Source organism: Sphingomonas sp., assembly GCF_026460985.1.
In the GTDB taxonomy this organism is placed as follows: Bacteria; Pseudomonadota; Alphaproteobacteria; order Sphingomonadales; family Sphingomonadaceae; genus Sphingomonas.
Genome location: NZ_JAPKNM010000107.1, coordinates 13,585 through 27,123, shown reverse-complemented (window position 1 = coordinate 27,123; position 13,539 = coordinate 13,585). Strand labels below are relative to the sequence as shown.

The following is a 13,539-nucleotide window of genomic DNA, read 5'->3' as shown; positions in this document are numbered from 1 at the left end:
CCCTCCCCTGAAGGGGAGGGGCTATTGCTTGTTGCGCTCTCATCCCTTCGCCACCTCGATTGCCTCGGCCAGGTCGAGCCGGCCGTCGTACAGCGCCCGCCCGGTGATCACGCCTTCGATCCCGTCGGCGACATGGCCCTTGAGCGCGTGGATGTCGCCGATGTCGGTCACTCCGCCGCTGGCGATCACCGGGATCGACACCGCGCGCGCCAGCGCCACGGTCGCCTCGACATTGCATCCCTTGAGCAGCCCGTCGCGGCCGACATCGGTGAAGAGCAGGGCCGCGACCCCGGCATCCTCGAAGCGGCGGGCGAGCTCGACCACCGATACGTCCGACACGTCGGCCCAGCCGCGCGTCGCGACCATGCCGTCGCGGGCGTCGACCGCCACCACGATCCGGCCCGGATTGTCGCGTGCCGCCGCGCGGACGAGATCGGGATCCTCCAGCGCCGCGGTGCCGATCACCACGCGCCGGACGCCGAGATCGAGCCAGCGATCGATCGATTCGCGGTTGCGGATCCCGCCGCCCAGTTGGACCTTGCCGCCGAAGCGCCCGAGGATCGCCGCCACCGCGGCGCCGTTGACCGATTCACCCGCGAACGCGCCGTCGAGATCGACGACATGGAGCCATTCCGCCCCGGCCTGCGCGAAGATTTCCGCCTGCGCGGCGGGATCGTCGCCATAGACGGTGGCGCGATCCATATCGCCCTCGGCGAGGCGCACGACCTGGCCGCCCTTGAGATCGATGGCGGGGAAGACGATCAGGGGCATCACAATTCCTCCCCGAGCTTGCTCGGGGAGGGGGACCATTCGCATAGCGAATGGTGGAGGGGCCGCCGCGTCAGCGGCGGGAGCACCTCACCCTTTGGTCCACGCCTGCGGCGTGGCCCCTCCACCACGCGACTGCGTCGCGCGGTCCCCCTCCCCGAGACGAGCTCGGGGAGGAATTGATTGATCAGGGCCGCCATTTCAAAAACCTCTCCAGCAGCGCGATGCCGTAGCGCTGGCTCTTTTCGGGGTGGAACTGGACGCCGGCCATGTTGTCGCGGCCGATCGCGGCGGTGATCCGCGCGCCATGCTCGGTCGTGGCCAGCACATGCTTGCCTTCGAAGGCGAAGCTGTGGAGGAAATAGGCCTCGCCGGGCTCGATCAGCGGGTGATCGGCGGTGGGGACGACGTCGTTCCAGCCCATGTGCGGCACGCGCACGCCGGGGGAGGGCGGGAGCGCGCGGACGGTGCCGGGGATCCAGCCGAGCCCGGCATGCACGCCGCGCTCCTCGCCGGTATCGGCCATCAATTGCATGCCGACGCAGACGCCGAGAAAGGGCGCGCCTTCGCGGCGGACGCGCCGGTCGAGCGCTTCGGTCATGCCCGGGATCGCGCGCAGGCCAGCGGCGCAGGCGGCGAAGGCGCCGACGCCGGGCAGCACGATGCGGTCGGCGCCCGCGACCAGGTCCGGATCGGCAGTGATCGTCAGCCCTTCGGCGCCTGCGGCCTTGAGCGCATTGTGGACCGAGTGGAGATTGCCCGCGCCGTAATCGATCAGCGCGACGCTCACGGCAGCAGCGACTCCAGCCCCGGGGCCGCCATGCTGGGCGTGAATTCGACGAAGCTGTTCGTCGCCACGCCCGCCAGCAGATACGGATCCTGCGCCGCCCAGGCCTCGACGGCGCTGCGTTCGCCACGGGCGATCAGCACCCCGCCGGTCTCGGGCTGGCGTCCGGCGGTGACCAGCCGGCCCTCGGCCAGCGCCGCGCGCAGCCATGCGACATGCGCGTCGCGGTGCGACGTGACGTCGCCGGTGTAGCGGAGCAGGACGATGATCATCAGAGGACGCCCTTGGTGCTGGGGATCGCGTCGGCCTTGCGCGGATCGATCTCGATCGCCTCGCGCAGCGCCCGGGCGAGGCCCTTGAACGCAGCCTCGGCGATATGGTGGTTGTTGGTGCCGTACAGCGTCTCGACATGGAGCGTCACGCCCGCGGTCTGCGCGAAGCTGTGGAACCAATGCTCGAACATCTCGGTGTCCATCTCGCCGAGGCGCTTCTGGCTGAACTCGGTCTTCCAGACGAGGAAGGGCCGGCCGGAGATGTCGATCGCGACGCGCGCCAGCGTCTCGTCCATCGGCGAGAGCGCGTCGGCGTAGCGGCGGATGCCCTTCTTGTCGCCGAGCGCCTTGGCTACGGCCTCGCCGATCGCGAGCCCCGTGTCCTCCACCGTGTGGTGCTGGTCGATGTGCAGGTCGCCCACGGTCTTCACGTCGAGATCGATCAGCGAATGCCGGCTGAGCTGCTCGAGCATGTGGTCGAAGAAGCCGATGCCGGTCGAGACCGCATAGGCGCCGGTGCCGTCGAGATTGACGGTGACGTCGACCGAGGTCTCGCTCGTCTTGCGGCTGATCGTGGCGGTGCGCATGGCGCCCCCATAGCGCCCACGTGCGCCCAAGCAAAATAGGCTTGCTTGGGGCCAAGCAGCATCCGCTTGACCCGTGGGCCTGAAGCGCTACCCAAGGATCATGACCGGTCAAGTGCCCGATAGCCTGATTCCCTATGACGAGATCGTCCAGGAGGCGCTCCGTGCCGTGGTCGGGCGCGTGCTCGGCTCGGTCGCCGCGACTCAGGCGCTGCCGGGCGCGCATCATTTCTACATCACGTTCAAGACGCACGCCCCCGGGGTGGACATCCCGCAGCGGCTGATCGAGCGCTTCCCGGACGAGATGACCATCGTCCTCCAGCACCGCTTCTGGGACCTGAAGGTCGACGACGAGAAATTCTCGGTCGGGCTGAGCTTCAACCAGGTGCCGGCGATCCTCAACATCCCCTTCTCGGCGATCACCGGCTTCCACGATCCGGCGGTCAATTTCGAGCTGCGCTTCCAGGCGCAGGACGTGCCCGAAGGCCCCGAGCCGCACGAGGAGGCCGAGAATGACGGCCCGACCGTGACTCCGGCCGACGACGGCTCGAACGTCGTCTCGGTGGACTTCAAGCGGAAGAAATAATCGGGCGACCGTGCCGCCATTTCCTCGTCACCCCGGCCGAAGTGCCGGGGTCCACGGGGCCGCGATGGCAGGACAAGAGGTTTGAGGGCCTCTCCCAGCCGCGCGGTGGACCCCGGCACTTCGGCCGGGGTGACGGTTTGGGGTGCTTGTCCAATGCTGGCACTTGCCTCTACAGCGCCCGCGAAAAGTAGAACCGCCCTTCGACAAGCTCAGGGCGAACGGAGGTTGTGTGACTCAGGAAACCCGCACCGAAACCGACTCGATCGGCGCCATCGAAGTTCCCGCCGATTGCTATTGGGGCGCGCAGACCCAGCGATCGATCGAGAATTTCCCGTTCGGCCCCATGGAGCGCATGCCGCTCGGCATCGTCCATGCCCAGGCGATCGTGAAGCAGGCCGCGGCGCGGGTGAACGTCAAGCACGGGCTCGACCCCGAGATCGCCAAGGTGATCGACCAGGTCGCGCAGGAGATCGTCGACGGCAAGCTCGACGATCAGTTCCCGCTGGTGATCTGGCAGACTGGCAGCGGCACCCAGACCAACATGAACGTCAACGAAGTGATCGCCGGCCGCGCCAACGAGATCCTCACCGGCAAGAAGGGCGGCAAGTCGCCTGTCCACCCCAACGATCACGTCAACATGGCGCAGTCGTCGAACGATTCATTCCCGACCGCGCTGCACATCGCCGCGGCGCGCGCGGTGACGATGAAGCTCTATCCGGCGCTCGATCGGCTGCAGGCCTCGCTCGATGCCAAGGTCAAGGCATGGGACCACATCGTCAAGATCGGCCGCACCCACCTGCAGGACGCGACGCCGCTGACGCTCGGCCAGGAATTCTCCGGCTATGCCGCGATGCTGGTCTCGGCGCGGGCGCGCTTCGAGAGCGTGCTCGATCTCGACATCTTCAAGCTCGCGCTGGGCGGCACCGCGGTGGGCACCGGGCTCAACTCGCCGCCCAACTATGCCGAGGACGTGGCGGCCGAGATCGCGAAGATCACCGGGCTCCCCTTCGTCACCGCGCCGAACAAGTTCGAGTCGCTGGCGACCAAGGACCAGTTGGTGAACCTCTCGGGCGTCTGCAACACGCTCGCGGTGTCGCTGACCAAGATCGCCAACGACATCCGCCTGCTGGGCTCGGGCCCGCGCTCGGGCCTGGGCGAGCTCGACCTGCCGGCCAACGAGCCGGGCAGCTCGATCATGCCGGGCAAGGTCAACCCGACCCAGAGCGAATCGCTGACGATGGTCGCCGCGCAGGTGATCGGCAACCACACTGCGGTCACCGTCGGCGGCATGCAGGGCCATTTCGAGCTCAACGTGTTCAAGCCGCTGATCGGCTCGAACGTGCTGCGCTCGATCGAGCTGATGTCGGTCGGCATGGTGAGCTTCGCCGAGCGCGCGGTCGACGGGGCCAAGGCGAACGAGAAGCAGATCACCGAGCTGGTCAACCGCTCGCTGATGCTGGTGACCGCGCTGGCGCCCGCGATCGGCTATGACAATGCCGCCAAGATCGCCAAGAACGCGCACGAGAAGGGGCTGACGCTCAAGGAGAGCGGGCTGGCGCTCGGGCTGGTCGACGAGGCGACCTTCGACAAATACGTCCGGCCGGAGACGATGGTGGGGCGGTAACTTCTAATTCCTCCCCCAGCTTGCTGGGGGAGGGGGACCAGCGAAGCTGGTGGAGGGGCGGCGGACGTAGTCCGCCGTCTGCGACGGCGGCCCCTCCACCACCGGCCTGCGGCCGGCGGTCCCCCTCCCCGAGCCGAGCTCGGGGAGGAACTTAGCAGCGATTCAACCGCTTACTCCTCGACTCAAGCAAGCGAGGGAGTATTCATGATCGGCGACGCGATTGCAGGCTGGATCGGCAACCGGATCGATCGCCGCGACGGCAAGGGCGGCGCGCTCGGGGCGATCGCGGGGGTGCTGACCTGGAAGGCCACCAAGCGGATCGTGCCGGCGGCGCTGGTGCTCGGCGCGGTGGCGTACGGCGTGCACAAATTGTCGCAGGGTTCGAACCCGCCGGTCTGACCCGACACTCCGACTTGACGGGGGGCGGCTCCGCACGCCAGTAGCGCCCATGCCCCATCGCACCGAGAACGATCCGCACAAATTCCGCCGCCGCGGCGTCCTCTTCGTGCTTTCCTCGCCCTCCGGCGCGGGCAAGTCGACGATCGCGCGCAAGCTGCTCGCCGCGGATCCGTTCCTCGAGATGTCGGTGTCCTACACCACCCGGCCGATGCGCCCGGGCGAGGTGGACGGCGTGGATTATCATTTCGTCGATCTCGAGAAGTTCCGCGAGATGGCGACGAACAACGAGTTCCTCGAATGGGCGCACGTCTTCGACCATCGCTACGGCACCCCGCGCGACGGCGTGAACAAGATCCTCGCCGCGGGCCGCGACGTGCTGTTCGACATCGACTGGCAGGGCGCGCAGCAATTGTTCCAGCTCGCCGGCGGCGACGTGATCCGCGTGTTCATCCTGCCGCCGTCGCTCAAGGAACTGCACGAGCGCCTGCTCCGCCGTGCGACCGATTCGATCGAAGTGATCGACGCGCGCATGGCCCGCGCCACCGCCGAGGTGAGCCATTGGGACGGCTATGACTATGTCCTCGTCAACGACGAGGTCGAGCAATGCTACGAGTCAGTGCACACGATCCTGAAGGCCGAACGCCTGCGCCGCTCGCGCCAGACCGGGCTGATCGGGTTCATCCGGGGGCTGAACAAGTAGCGCCGGGCAGGCGGGTTTTGCCGGGTCGGGCGGAGTCAAAAGGGGCTGACGATGCTGGATCAGCGCGTCACTGAACCGGCGGGGCGAAACCGGGCACGTCGAACTTGGGGGCGGCCAGCGAGACCTCGGTCGGCAGCCCGCGCGTCTCCCCCGTTCTCAGGAAATCATAGACCGCCTGCTTGGCGGCCGGATCCTCGCGCAGTTGGTAGAAAGTGCCGTTATGCCCGGCGCGGTGCACTAGGATCGCGTGGCCATTGGGAAAATAAGGCAGCAGGCCAAGCGTGTTCTCGATCGGCGTCGATGTGTCCCAGTCGCCATGGACGAAGACGATCGGGATCGGCGTAATACGCGGCAGCCGCACCTCGTCGCCCATATCGGGCGTGGGCCAATCGGCTGCCGAGGCGAAGTTCGATGCGAAATTCCAGCTGCCCAGCAGGTCCACTGCCGGATCGACCCGCATCAGATGCGCGCGCTCGGCGGTGGCGCCCAGGCTGCTATCGGCGAGTGGTCCGATCAGCTTGACCGGACCGGCGGCGCGGTCGGCGATCGCCTGGCGCGCCCAGTCGTCATAATGGCCATGATAGAGGGAAAGGATGAAGGCCGGCCAACGCTTCGCCTCGTCGGTATGGGCGAGAAATGCAAGCTGAAGGTCTTCCGCTCCCAGCACGACTGTCTGCGCCTTGCCGGTGTCGTCAGCGACGGTGACGCGAACCGGGCCGGCGGCGAACCGCTGGTGGAGCGCCTGGACGGCCTCCATCATCCCGCCTTTGGGCAGCCAAGGCGCCAGGCCGGGATCGCGGTCGGCATCGAAAGCGATGCGCTGAAGCGCGGCGAAGACATGCGACGGCATGTCGAACCCGTTGTTCAGCGGCTCGACGGAGGAAAGCACGGCCCGCGCGACGATCTCGGGATGGAAGCGCATCACCGCGAGCGACCATTGCGAGCCGAAGCTGCCGCCGAACAAGCTGATCTTGTCATAGCCGAGTGCGCGGCGAACATCGTCGACATCGGCCGCGTACGCCTCGATCGTATAGCCGGACAGGTCCTTGTCGGGATTGCGCGCCACCGCCCGCCGTGCCAGCGCCTGCATCGCGAGCGCGTCGGCGCGCACCGAGGCCGGCTTGTCGAGCGGCAACGCATCCGCCGTCTCGACGAGCATCTCGCCGCGCCGCGTATAACCCCGCTGCTCGACCACGACGAGATCGCCGACCGCGCCGAAGTTCAGCCAGTGGCGCAGACGGCTCTGGGCGGTGTCGTCCTTGTCGGTGAAAGCGCCGAGCACGCTGAGGCCGGGGCCGCCCGGCAGCCAGAAGACCGGCGGCGCGCCGGTGGGACGCGGTGCCTTGATCCGCGCGAAGCCGATGCCGATCCGGCGGCTGTCCGGCCTGGCGCGGTTCTCGGGCACGTAGAGCGTGCCGATCTCATAGGCGACGGTCTCGCCGGTCGGGAGCTTTACGCTTCCCTGCTCGATCACGATCCGGTTCGGCGCCCTTTGCTGGGCAAATGCCGGGAGAGGCAGCGTCTGGAGGGCCAATGCCAGAAACGCACAGGCCAGCGTCCGAATCGATCGCATGGAAACTCCCCGAGAAATGGGTTGCGGTCCAATGGCTCTCTAATATATGACTTCATGTCAAGATACTTTATGTGAATATTCTTCTCATGTCCGAACAGCATTTGCCCGCGCATCCCGAAGACATTGTCGATCAGCTCCTCCGTGATTGGGCACGCGAGCGGCCGGACCTGGACGTGTCCGCGATGGCGGTGGTGGGGCGCCTCCTGCACATCGGCGGCCTGCTGCAGGCGCGCGCCGGCGAGCGGCTGCAGGCGCACGGGATCGGCTATTCCGAGCTCGACGTGCTCGCCACCTTGCGCCGATCGGGCGCTCCTTACCGACTGACCCCGACCGCGCTTCGCAAATCCGTGCTGCTCACCTCCGGTGCGATGACGGCGTGTCTCAACCGGCTGGAACAGCGCGGATTGATCTCACGCAACCCGGACGACAGCGACCGGCGATCGCTGACGGCGACGCTGACTCCCGAGGGACTGGCATTGATCGAGGCGGCAATCGCCTCCCATTTCGCTCAGGCCCAACAGGCTGTCGCCGGCCTCGATCACGCCGAACGCGCCGAACTGGCGCGCCTGCTGCGAAAGTTTCGGCTTCAGCTCGAACCCTGATCCGTTCGAACGTCGGCAATTGGGGGCGCCGACCTAAAGCAGCCCCAGGAACCGCACTCCCGCGTCGAAGTCCGCGCGCCGCGATTCGCGGGCCTGGGCCGCGAGCAGGTCCTCGCCCCATTGCTCGGCCTGCCAATCCTCGTCGACATGCGCTGCGCGCCAGATCGCGTCCGCGTCCGCCGCACCTTCGAGCAATGCGAGCGCGGCGACTAGCGAGCCGCCGATCGTCACCACCGGCGAGAGCCCCGCGAGCCGGAGCGGGTCGAGCGCCGCCACGGCCTCGCCCAGCCGCGCGATCGTCGCTTCGGGCTGGGCGCGGTGCATCACGCCCGCCACCGGCTCGAAATGCACGTCGTAGCGCCCGCGCGCCCAGTCGAGCAGCGGGTCCCAGGCGGCGCGCTGGCGGGCGATCAGCTCGGGCGGATCCTCGGCGCGATAATAGAGCAGGTCGCTCTCGCCATAGGCCGCGAGCCCCGCGGCGAAGGCGGCGGGATCGGGCGCCACGCGGTCGATCGCGGCGTTGGCGAGCCCGGTGAGCGGCATCGCGCGCGGATCGATCGTCTCGTCCACGGCGCGCCATTCCTCGGCGATCGCCTCCGCCAGTGCGCGCGTGGGCACCACCAGCGCGGAGCGGCCGGGCGTGCGCACCGGCTTGCCGTCGAGCGCGATGCCGTTGCCCGGCTCGACCGTCACTTCCTTCCAGAAACGCTTCACGATTGCTCCGGGGTCTTCCATCGCCGCGCCAGCGCCCGCGGCACCACCGCCATCATGTACAGCGATGAGAGCAGGATCGCGCCGCCCAGCACGCTGCCCTCCCAGCTGTTCGAGCGGCCGGCGACGAGCAGCCCGAGCACCGCGCCCGCGGTGGCGAGCATGTTGACTCCGACGATCATGAAATAGCGCTTCTGCGCGAGGCGGTCGGCGTCGGTCATAGGGCCTCCAGCTGCGCGGGCAGCGCGGCGGCATGCTCGACGACATGGTGCGCGCCCGACTCCCGCAATTCATGCATGGTGTGGTAGCCCCATGCAACACCTATGGCATGCGCGCCCGCCGCGCGGGCCATCATTATGTCGAAGCTGGTGTCGCCGATCATCGCGGTGGTCTCCGGCGACGCGCCGGCCTCGGCCATCGCCGCCTCGACCATCGACGGGTGCGGCTTGGAGGGGTGGCGGTCGGCGGTCTGGAGGGTGACGAAGCGGTGCGCGAGGCCGTGATGCTCGAGGATGTGCTTGAGCCCGCGGTCTGACTTGCCCGTCGCGACGCCGAGCAGCCAGCCCTTGGCGTCGAGCGTCTCGATCGCCTCCGCGACGCCCTCGAACAGCGGTTCGGGATCGAGCGCCCCGCTCGCGCGCATCGCGAAGAAGGCGCGCTTGTAATCCTCGGCCATCGCCTCGTGCTGCCGCGCCTCGGCCTCGGGCAGCAGCTGTGCGATGGCGGGGACTAGGCTCAGCCCCACGATCCGCCGGATCGCCTCGCGTGGCGGCGGATCGAGCCGCGAGACGGCGAAACATTCCTCCATCGCGCGGCAGATGTTGATCTGGCTGTCGACGAGCGTGCCGTCGCAATCGAAGAGCGCGAGGCGGTTCACGGGTTGCGCATCCAATGCGCGATCGCGCGGCGGCCCTGCGCCTCCAATGCGTCGGCGGCGGCGAGGCGGGCGGGCTCGGGCTTGTTCTGGCCGAGCTTCCGCGTGCCGCGCCACGCCGACACTTCGAGCCGGAAACCGGTGATCGCGTCGAGCATCCTGTCGAGCAGCTTCGGATCGACCTTCGCGCTGGTCCATTCGGGCTTGGGCGCGAGCCGGCGTTCCTGCTCGTGGCTGAGCGCATCGACCTGGGCGATCAGCGCGTCGCGGTCCATCCGTACCAGCCTGCCCTCGAGCTCGACGGCGACGTAATTCCAGGTCGGGACTTCGTTGGGGCCGGTGCCGTACCAGTCGGGGCTGACATAGGCGTCGGGCCCGTGCGCGGTGAACAGCCCGGTCGCGCCGTCGAGATGGCGCGCGATGCCGTTTCCGCGCGCGACGTGGAAGCCGAGCGTCGCTTCGTCGAGCCAGACCACGGGCACATGCGCCACGCGCGGACCGTCGGGCGTTGCGGCGAACAGCGCGCCGAAGCCGAGCTGGGCGACGAAGCCGCGCATCGCCTCGCGATCCTCCCAGCGGAAAGCCGGATTGGGATGCATGTCAGCCCTTCTGGCCGCGGCCGCGCCGCTCGCCCCGCCGTTCCTTGCGCACCGACTTGGCATGGGCGCGGGCCTGCGCCTTCTTCTGCTCGCGGCTGGGGGGCGGGCGATCGTCGAGCGCGTCGGTGTCGCCCAGCGCCATGTCGAAGCCCAGCGTCTTCATCGATTCGGCGAAATGGTCCGGCAGCTCGGCGGTGACGTCGATCTTGCCGCCGTCGGGATGATCGATCCGGATGCGGCGCGCATGGAGGTGCATCTTCCGCGAGATCCCCCCGGTCAGGAACGCCTCCTGCAGCCCGTACTTCCCGTCGCCGACGATCGGATGGCCGATCGCCGCCATGTGGACGCGCAACTGATGGGTGCGCCCGGTGAGCGGCTGGAGCTCGACCCAGGCGGTGCGGTTGCCCGCCTGCTCGATCACGCGATAGCGCGTGCGGCTCGGCTGGCCCTCCTTCATGTCGACCTGCATCTTCTCGCCGCCGGTGCCCGGCTGCTTACCGATCGGCAGCTCGATCAGTCCGTCCTCGATGTCGGGCACGCCGACGACCAGCGCCCAGTAGAGCTTCTTCGCGCTGCGCCCCGAGAAATGCTTCGAGAAGAAGGCGGCGGCGCGCGACGTGCGCGCGAGGAGCAATGCGCCCGACGTGTCCTTGTCGAGCCGGTGGACGAGCTTGGGCCGTCCCTCGGCCTCGAACTGGAGCGCGTCGAGCAGCCCGTCGACATGCTCGGTGGTCTTGGTGCCGCCCTGCGTCGCGAGGCCGGGCGGCTTGTTGAGCACGATCGCCTGCTGATCCTGGTGGATCACCATCTCGCGCGCGAAGGCGACCTGGTCGTCGCTGAGCGGCGGGCGGTTGGGCTTGGGCCGCGCGGTCGCGGCCTTGGCCGGCTCGGCCGGGGGCACGCGGATCACCTGGCCCTCGGCGATGCGGTCGCCCGGATCGGCGCGCGCGCCGTCGACGCGAAGCTGGCCGGTGCGCGCCCAGCGCGAGACGATGTTGAAGCTGGTGTCGGGCAGATGCCGCTTGAACCAGCGATCGAGCCTTATGCCGTCGTCATCCGCGCCGACGACGAACTGGCGGACGTCGTTGCTGCTCATGCCACTGCCCTCATCATGCCAAGCCCCAGCGCGAGCGCTGCGACCGCGCCGATCATCGAGGCGAGGATATAGCCGAGCGCGGCAGCCCAGTCGCCGCGCTCGAGCATCACCATCACGTCGAGCGAGAAGGCCGAGAAGGTGGTAAAGCCGCCGAGCACGCCCACGCCGAGCAGCAGCCGCCAATTCTCGCCGCCCTCGCCGAACCGCGCGAGGCTGCCCGCCAGCACGCCCATGGCGAGCCCGCCGGCGAGGTTCACGATCAGCGTGCCCCAGGGATAGCCGGGGCCCCATAGGCCGAGCGCGGCCCGCCCGACGAGATATCGGGCGCCGGAGCCGAATGCGCCGCCGAGCATGACGAGGAGAAGGGAAGGCATGGAGCGCCGGTAGCGCGGAAAGCCCGCCAGGGGAACCGCGCTGTTCGAGCCCGGCGCCTCAGATGCCGTTGTTGGCGACCAGGTCCAGGTCGGTGCCGCCGTCGCGGCGCGCGGTGAGGAACAGGACATAGGCGCCGTCGTCGCGGGCGCGGGTGCCGCCGAGGATGTGCTGCGCGCCCTCTACCTGATGCTCGGCGCTGTACCCGGCGCGGACCGCCTTGGTGTAATACCAGTCGAGCACCGACTGCATCGGCTGGGGCGCAGAGAAGCGCACGACGCGCAGCGCGCATTTGCCGCTGTCGGCGCCGGCCGCCTCGGTCACGCGTGCCTGCGGATAGAGGGGGAGATCGGCGGGAAGCCGCTGCGCCCAGCGCGCCGAATAGTGCAACGCGCCCGCGCAGCCGCTGCTGCGCGCATTCTTCTGGCGCGCGGCGATGCCGCCGAGCGTGACCGCCTCGCGTGCGGCCTTGCACTGGGGGCAATCCTTGCCCGAGGTGGCAGCGGGCGCCTTGAGCAGCCCGGCGGTGTCGACCTTCTCGCCATTGGCGGCGACCGCGTCGTCCGGAACCCCGCCCGAATAAGGCTGGCTCGGCGGGCGGATCGCGTCGCCATTGGCCTGGCGGCCGAGCTGCGGGTCGACCATGATTGGGTCCTGCAGCGCCGCGGTGATCGCCGGATCGGCGGCGTTGCCCAGTTCGGCGTCGCTCAGCATGTTGCCGGCCGTGCCCGCGCCGCCGCAGCCGGCGAGCGCCAGCGGCAGGAACACGAACAGAATGAAACCGATGGTGCGGACCATGCGAGAAGACGCTCCTTTGGGCATCCTCGCTTTGCCGGACCAAGGTTAAGGAAGCGTTGGGCGTGGGTTGCGGCGGGCTGGTGCGCTTTAGCTTGCCAACACACCTCGGCGTCCCCATGTTGCCGCCATGCTGAACCTCGTCTCGATCCTGATCGGCCTGTTGGCGCTGCCCTTCGCGCTGGTGGGCGTGATCCCGTTCCCGCTGATCCCGATGCTCAACTGGATCGCCTTCCCGATCGCGCTCGTCGGCGCGGTGATCGGGATGCTTTCGCGCAGCAATACCGGACGCAACCTCAATTTCCTCGTGCTGGCGATCAGCGGATTGCGGCTCTTCCTCACCGGCGGGCTGATTTAGGACTGGTCGGCATTCAGTTTCCTTGATCCTCCCCCGCCAGGGGGAGGTGTCAGCCGCAGGCTGACGGAGGGGGCGGAATCACTGCACTCAATTGGAGAGGGCGTCGCTTACCTCCCCCTCCGACGCCTTCGGCGCCACCTCCCCCTGGCGGGGGAGGATTCGAGTCGGACATACGTTCTCGCCCAAAAGAAAGGCCCGGTGCCGAAGCGCCGGGCCCCTCTCGCCTGCGTGGCGGAGGCGTTTAGCGGCAGCGCACCTGGCCGCGGTCGATCGACGAGCCGAGCGCCGCGCCGGCGGCAGCGCCGAGCAGCGTGCCGAGGGTGGCGTTGCGGCCGTTCGACAGCGTGTTGCCGAGCAGGCCGCCGGCGACGCCGCCGACGATCAGTCCGGTCGTGCCGTCCGAGCGGCGGCAATAATAGCGCCCGTCATTGCCGCGATAGATGCGGTCATAGCGGCTCAGGCGACGCTCCTGATAATAGCGGCCGTCGCGATAATATTGGTCGGCATAGTAACCGCGCTGACCCGGGGGCAGGCGGTTGTAGTCGTAGTTGCGATAGCGGCGCCAGTCGCGGGTATCGCGGCGATATTCGCGCTGCGCCTGCTGCAGGTCGCGGCGGCATTCGCGCATTTCGCGATTATATTCGCGGCGGCTTTCGGCGCGGCGCAGTTCGCGGTTGCAGTCGCGCTGGGCTTCGCGCACGTTCTCGCGATATTCCTGGCGAGGGGTCTGCGCCATGGCGGGGATGGCCGGAAGGGCCACCGCCGAGATGGCCGCGGCAAAGAGGATACGCATGGTCAGCTCCTGTTTATTATTAAAAGCAGGTGCAGATTTAACGTAC

General features: G+C 68.5%; 19 protein-coding genes. 6 read left to right on the top strand and 13 right to left on the bottom strand.

The genetic code is table 11. The annotated features are described in order from the left end of the window. Positions 1–39: 39 nt before the first annotated feature. From hisA to hisB, 4 genes are all read right to left on the bottom strand, one after another. On the bottom strand, positions 40–771 hold the full coding sequence (gene hisA, locus MT490_RS17660; protein ID WP_297390653.1) for a 1-(5-phosphoribosyl)-5-[(5-phosphoribosylamino)methylideneamino]imidazole-4-carboxamide isomerase: 732 nt from the start codon (positions 769–771) through the stop codon (positions 40–42). Positions 772–955: 184 nt separating this feature from the next. Then, positions 956–1,558: an imidazole glycerol phosphate synthase subunit HisH gene (gene hisH / locus MT490_RS17655; RefSeq protein WP_297390651.1), complete on the bottom strand. Its 603-nt coding sequence runs from the start codon at positions 1,556–1,558 to the stop codon at positions 956–958. Then, positions 1,555–1,827 carry a YciI family protein gene (locus tag MT490_RS17650; protein WP_297390649.1) on the bottom strand — a complete coding sequence of 91 codons (273 nt, stop codon included), beginning with the start codon at positions 1,825–1,827 and terminating at the stop codon, positions 1,555–1,557. The genes hisH and MT490_RS17650 overlap by 4 nt, the downstream gene beginning before the upstream one ends. Then, positions 1,827–2,414 (bottom strand): imidazoleglycerol-phosphate dehydratase HisB, encoded by a 588-nt coding sequence (gene hisB, locus MT490_RS17645; RefSeq protein ID WP_025495411.1) that lies wholly within the window; start codon positions 2,412–2,414, stop codon positions 1,827–1,829. Before hisB ends, MT490_RS17650 begins: the two co-directional genes overlap by 1 nt. 100 nt (positions 2,415–2,514) lie before the next feature. On the opposite strand from hisB, the gene MT490_RS17640 reads away from it, so the two are divergent. From MT490_RS17640 to gmk, 4 genes are all read left to right on the top strand, one after another. After that, positions 2,515–2,997: a ClpXP protease specificity-enhancing factor SspB gene (locus MT490_RS17640; protein ID WP_297390646.1), complete on the top strand. Its 483-nt coding sequence runs from the start codon at positions 2,515–2,517 to the stop codon at positions 2,995–2,997. Between the two features lie 229 nt (positions 2,998–3,226). Beyond that, complete coding sequence (gene fumC, locus MT490_RS17635; RefSeq protein WP_297390644.1) at positions 3,227–4,621, top strand: class II fumarate hydratase; 1,395 nt, start codon at positions 3,227–3,229, stop codon at positions 4,619–4,621. Positions 4,622–4,825: 204 nt separating this feature from the next. Then, on the top strand, positions 4,826–5,020 hold the full coding sequence (locus MT490_RS17630) for a hypothetical protein (RefSeq protein WP_297390642.1): 195 nt from the start codon (positions 4,826–4,828) through the stop codon (positions 5,018–5,020). A gap of 49 nt (positions 5,021–5,069) precedes the next feature. After that, complete coding sequence (gene gmk, locus MT490_RS17625; RefSeq protein ID WP_297390640.1) at positions 5,070–5,720, top strand: guanylate kinase; 651 nt, start codon at positions 5,070–5,072, stop codon at positions 5,718–5,720. 67 nt (positions 5,721–5,787) lie between these two features. Here the strand turns inward: gmk and MT490_RS17620 are convergent, their stop codons facing one another. After that, entirely contained in the window at positions 5,788–7,293 is a 1,506-nt protein-coding gene (locus tag MT490_RS17620) for an alpha/beta hydrolase (RefSeq protein WP_297390638.1), read from the bottom strand. A gap of 86 nt (positions 7,294–7,379) precedes the next feature. Between MT490_RS17620 and MT490_RS17615 the strand changes: the two genes are divergently transcribed. Continuing rightward, positions 7,380–7,895 carry a MarR family transcriptional regulator gene (locus tag MT490_RS17615; protein ID WP_297390636.1) on the top strand — a complete coding sequence of 172 codons (516 nt, stop codon included), beginning with the start codon at positions 7,380–7,382 and terminating at the stop codon, positions 7,893–7,895. Between the two features lie 33 nt (positions 7,896–7,928). Here the strand turns inward: MT490_RS17615 and MT490_RS17610 are convergent, their stop codons facing one another. Genes MT490_RS17610 through MT490_RS17580 form a run of 7 tightly spaced genes read right to left on the bottom strand, consistent with a single transcriptional unit; the run spans position 7,929 to position 12,345 of the window. Continuing rightward, positions 7,929–8,609: an ATP12 family protein gene (locus MT490_RS17610; protein ID WP_297390634.1), complete on the bottom strand. Its 681-nt coding sequence runs from the start codon at positions 8,607–8,609 to the stop codon at positions 7,929–7,931. Beyond that, the gene (locus MT490_RS17605; RefSeq protein ID WP_297390632.1) at positions 8,606–8,827 is read right to left on the bottom strand and encodes a hypothetical protein; all 222 of its coding nucleotides are present in this window, start codon (positions 8,825–8,827) and stop codon (positions 8,606–8,608) included. Before MT490_RS17605 ends, MT490_RS17610 begins: the two co-directional genes overlap by 4 nt. Next, positions 8,824–9,483: an HAD-IA family hydrolase gene (locus MT490_RS17600; RefSeq protein ID WP_297390630.1), complete on the bottom strand. Its 660-nt coding sequence runs from the start codon at positions 9,481–9,483 to the stop codon at positions 8,824–8,826. Before MT490_RS17600 ends, MT490_RS17605 begins: the two co-directional genes overlap by 4 nt. After that, complete coding sequence (locus MT490_RS17595) at positions 9,480–10,079, bottom strand: FMN-binding negative transcriptional regulator (RefSeq protein WP_297390628.1); 600 nt, start codon at positions 10,077–10,079, stop codon at positions 9,480–9,482. Before MT490_RS17595 ends, MT490_RS17600 begins: the two co-directional genes overlap by 4 nt. Before the next feature lies 1 nt (position 10,080). After that, positions 10,081–11,175 carry an RluA family pseudouridine synthase gene (locus MT490_RS17590; RefSeq protein WP_297390626.1) on the bottom strand — a complete coding sequence of 365 codons (1,095 nt, stop codon included), beginning with the start codon at positions 11,173–11,175 and terminating at the stop codon, positions 10,081–10,083. Beyond that, positions 11,172–11,549, bottom strand: a complete 378-nt coding sequence (crcB, locus tag MT490_RS17585) for a fluoride efflux transporter CrcB (protein ID WP_297390624.1) — start codon at positions 11,547–11,549, stop codon at positions 11,172–11,174. The genes MT490_RS17590 and crcB overlap by 4 nt, the downstream gene beginning before the upstream one ends. A 58-nt stretch (positions 11,550–11,607) precedes the next feature. Then, positions 11,608–12,345, bottom strand: a complete 738-nt coding sequence (locus MT490_RS17580) for a hypothetical protein (protein WP_297390623.1) — start codon at positions 12,343–12,345, stop codon at positions 11,608–11,610. Between the two features lie 127 nt (positions 12,346–12,472). Between MT490_RS17580 and MT490_RS17575 the strand changes: the two genes are divergently transcribed. Next, positions 12,473–12,700 (top strand): hypothetical protein, encoded by a 228-nt coding sequence (locus MT490_RS17575; RefSeq protein ID WP_297390620.1) that lies wholly within the window; start codon positions 12,473–12,475, stop codon positions 12,698–12,700. Between the two features lie 241 nt (positions 12,701–12,941). Here the strand turns inward: MT490_RS17575 and MT490_RS17570 are convergent, their stop codons facing one another. Further along, the gene (locus MT490_RS17570) at positions 12,942–13,493 is read right to left on the bottom strand and encodes a glycine zipper 2TM domain-containing protein (RefSeq protein ID WP_297390618.1); all 552 of its coding nucleotides are present in this window, start codon (positions 13,491–13,493) and stop codon (positions 12,942–12,944) included. Between the last annotated feature and the right edge of the window lie 46 nt (positions 13,494–13,539).